Source organism: Waterburya agarophytonicola KI4, from assembly GCF_020640915.1.
In the GTDB taxonomy this organism is placed as follows: domain Bacteria; phylum Cyanobacteriota; class Cyanobacteriia; order Cyanobacteriales; family Xenococcaceae; genus Waterburya; species Waterburya agarophytonicola.
In genome coordinates, this window is sequence record NZ_JADWDC010000138.1 from 1 (window position 1) to 3,341 (window position 3,341).

Consider the following 3,341-nt stretch of genomic DNA (forward strand, 5'->3'; position numbering starts at 1 on the left):
CAGAACCTTACTCAGACGATTTGTAGATCCAGATTCCCTGGTGGGAGTGCGGTTTGACACCAACAAAGGCAGCGTTGTTAATTACTGTCTAATCGATATAGATACTTTAGGGAACGTCCACCCCGCCGAGAATCCAGAGACTTTTCAAAAACTACTAGATGTTTGCGAAGAATCAGGTTTAATTAGTCCTACCTTTGTCCAGTCCAGCTACAGCAAGGGATTACACATCTTCTTTGCCCTATCCGAAGCAGTGGACACCTTTAACCTAGCTTGCTTAATTAAGCGGATTGTCGAGAGAGCAGAAATAAAAACAGAAGATGGACATCTAGAGCTATTTCCTAACTGTAAGTTCTACAACAAAAACCAAGTCACTAACTACAAAGCCCACAGACTACCATTACAGCAAAATTCAGGTAGTTTGTTACTGGGTGATGACTTAGAACCAATTAGCGATAACTTCCTTGATTTCATCGCATATATGGACTTCTCAGCGAGGAAAAATATAGTTGATGAAGAATTCCAAGAAAAACTGCTGGCTGCGCGGGAGTCGGTCGAGAAAGAACGGTTTGGCTTTTTCAACGTCAGGAACAAGAGCAAGGTTGCCGAGTGGAAAGCAGATCTAGAATTTTCCATCAAACCAGGTTGGACTGGTGCAGGACAAACCAACGAACTGTTAAGAATTATTGCCACCTACGGCGTAGTATTTTTGGGCTTAGAAGGTGACAAGCTTTACCAGTACGTTTTAGCTACTGCTTTAAATTCTCCTGGCTATACCGAGTACTGCAATCATAAATACAATATCGAGCGACGCTGTAGAGAACGTGCCAAGAACGCCGAGCAATACTACTGGAAGCTAGGTAGTACTCCCAAGAGAGAGATTGCTTGGAAAGATGCTTTCAATGAGACTAGAAGCGGTGTAGTGAATGGCAACGAAAACACCAAACTAAACACTATACAGCGATTAAAGGCAGTACTAGAAGAAATCAAAAAAGTATTGGAGTTTGTTCCTGCTACTAAAACAGCCTTTCTAAAATTCCTGATAGATAAATCCAAAGAAATTTTTCAAGTAGGCTTTAGCCATGACACTCTTAAGAAGCCAAACTATAAAGCATTGTGGCTACCAGTACTAACTCTAGCAATGGAATCAGCGATAGTTATTACCCCCGTAGAAGCGATCGCGCAGAACGAACCCGACAAGATCGCCATAGAACCAAAAATCGAAACTTCAGTTGAAGAAATAGAGATAGTAGAAACAGTTAACGATCCTCAGCCAGAAGCAGCAGAAATCGTCATACCCCAGACCGAAAAAGAAGAGTCTCAACCAGTTTTGGATGTAGAGCCGAAACACCCTCAAAACCCAGTCAGAGCAAGCAATTACACACCTTTTAGGGAAACTGCCAAAACTGAATCGCTAGAAACTATACAGCGAAAGGAATTACACACCTTGCCCTATATGAAGGTTTTTGAAGCCAATTCCAAAAAACAAAAAAATATTTTTGGAGATCTAACGCAGCCAGAGCGATCGCCTGAAATTACCAGACCGCAATCAAAGCCAAAACCGATTTTAAAACTACGAAATTCAGAGAAACTTGCTTCAATCGATTTGAATGAGCAGCGATTACAGCAACGACATAAGGAGATTAAGCAGCTTGAAGAAGAGCGAAAGACCCCCGAATACCAACAGACTGCTCAAAAAGCTTTTGAGCGTGTCAGGTCTATTTTAGCTCGCGTTGGAGCTAAGTCTGGGCAGTTTATACCTTCACCCCCTCCTTAAGTTTTAAAAAAGGTTTGATGCTGCTTAATATAATTAGTAAGTATCTTTTAATATTTATCTTATGTCTCTCAACGCACTTACTGGTTTGCATAATGAAGAAGTACAGCGTATTGACCGAGAATATTTCAAGAAGCATCCTAAAAAGACATACTTTATCAGGGAACATCTAGAATCTGAAAGTGATATAGATGCACCTTATGTTCTAGTTGTTAATTTGAGCGAATATCATCATCTTGGACGTTATCCTTTAGCCTCAAATACAGTATCACGACAGAAACTTAGACAATTAAAAAAATCTATGAAAAAAGGCTTACAAAAACGCAATCGGCGTAGAAATTTTCTAGGTTTATAGACGAAAAAGAGGTTGATAAAAGCGGTATAGGTCTTGAAAAAGGCACTTCTCACGAGGTAGAAGAAGGTATTTCGCACATTAGATTAATTTACCTCTACCGCCAGCTTAAACCCCAAATTGCTTAAAATACTGCGAATGCTATTAAGCTGTGGATTACCTTTTTCTGACAGGGTTTTATATAAGCTTTCTCGATTGCGATTGGTATCTAGTGCCAATTGAGTCATACTGCTATTAGCATCAACAATGTCTCTAAGTGCCAATAAAAATACTTCAGGATTCTCATCTTCTAAAGCAGCATTAAGGTACTCTTTAGCTTCTTCGGGGTCAGTTAAAGATTTTAGTAAATCATCTCGATAGTTTATGCTTCTAGTCATCACCGCGCTCCTGGTAATCTTGCCAATATAGTTTTGCTTGTTCGATGTCTTTGCGCTGACTACTTTTGTCTCCACCACATAACAGAATTATCATTGTGTTTCCTTGTTGAGCAAAATAAACTCGATAGCCACCAGCAAAATTAATTCTTAGCTCGCTCACTCCTCCGCCAACGGTTTTACAATCACCTAAATTACCCAATCGAATACGATTGATTCTAGTCCTGATTATGGCTCTCGATTTTCTGTCTCGCAAAGATTCGAGCCAATCAGTAAAAGGTATTTTCCCATCTCGTTTTACATAGATGAGTATGGTTTTCTCTTGAGCTTCCATCTTTATTTTGTAGCTTGTAGACTACAGATTATTCGATTTTATCATATAGTTTTGTACTAAAAAAATCCAACAATGCGATCGCGATCAATGGCATTCTAAAAGAAACTTGGTAAAACGAAAGACATAAAAATCTATCATGACTGAAGATATCAAAGTACGGGTAGGCACTAGCGGTAATGTATTTGCCGATTTGGGTTTATCCAATCCTGAAGAGAGATTGTTAAAAGCCGAACTAGCATCATTAATCAGTTCTCTAATCGAACAAAAAAATCTCACTCAAATGCAAGCAGCCGAACTGTTAGGCATCGATCAGCCCAAAGTTTCTGCTTTAACCAGGGGTAGACTAAGTGGCTTTTCTACAGCTCGATTGCTGCGTTTTCTCAATGCCTTGGGTAATGATATCGAAATCGTAGTCAAACCAAAACCCGATAATCGTTCAGAGGCAAAGATTACTGTGGTAAGCTTAGACGCACCTAGTTTAGGTTATAATCAGGGAAAAAAAAGAGCGAT

4 protein-coding genes and 1 pseudogene are annotated in these 3,341 nt (G+C 39.6%); 3 read left to right on the plus strand and 2 right to left on the minus strand.

Features of this window, described 5'->3' with window-relative positions:
• Both I4641_RS23515 and I4641_RS23520 read left to right on the plus strand, forming a co-directional pair.
• Window positions 1–1,774 (plus strand): annotated as a pseudogene (locus I4641_RS23515) (hypothetical protein); the annotation flags it as partial.
• Between the two features lie 61 nt (window positions 1,775–1,835).
• Entirely contained in the window at window positions 1,836–2,126 is a 291-nt protein-coding gene (locus tag I4641_RS23520) for a hypothetical protein (protein WP_229642351.1), read from the plus strand.
• An 83-nt stretch (window positions 2,127–2,209) separates the two neighbouring features.
• Here I4641_RS23520 and I4641_RS23525 read toward each other — a convergent pair whose 3' ends face one another.
• Both I4641_RS23525 and I4641_RS23530 read right to left on the minus strand, forming a co-directional pair.
• Window positions 2,210–2,500, minus strand: coding sequence for an addiction module antidote protein (locus tag I4641_RS23525; RefSeq protein WP_229643016.1), 291 nt, complete (start codon window positions 2,498–2,500; stop codon window positions 2,210–2,212).
• Entirely contained in the window at window positions 2,493–2,831 is a 339-nt protein-coding gene (locus I4641_RS23530; protein ID WP_229643017.1) for a type II toxin-antitoxin system RelE/ParE family toxin, read from the minus strand. Before I4641_RS23530 ends, I4641_RS23525 begins: the two co-directional genes overlap by 8 nt.
• A gap of 136 nt (window positions 2,832–2,967) precedes the next feature.
• On the opposite strand from I4641_RS23530, the gene I4641_RS23535 reads away from it, so the two are divergent.
• Window positions 2,968–3,341 (plus strand): helix-turn-helix domain-containing protein (locus tag I4641_RS23535; RefSeq protein WP_229643018.1); only part of this gene is annotated, 374 nt, incomplete at its 3' end.

What these genes read in the sequence shown, in the direction of transcription:
- I4641_RS23525 (WP_229643016.1), bottom strand. Translation starts at nt 2,500, where the DNA reads ATGACTAGAAGCATAAACTATCGAGATGATTTACTAAAATCTTTAACT.
- I4641_RS23520 (WP_229642351.1), top strand. Translation starts at nt 1,836, where the DNA reads ATGTCTCTCAACGCACTTACTGGTTTGCATAATGAAGAAGTACAGCGT.
- I4641_RS23530 (WP_229643017.1), bottom strand. Translation starts at nt 2,831, where the DNA reads ATGGAAGCTCAAGAGAAAACCATACTCATCTATGTAAAACGAGATGGG.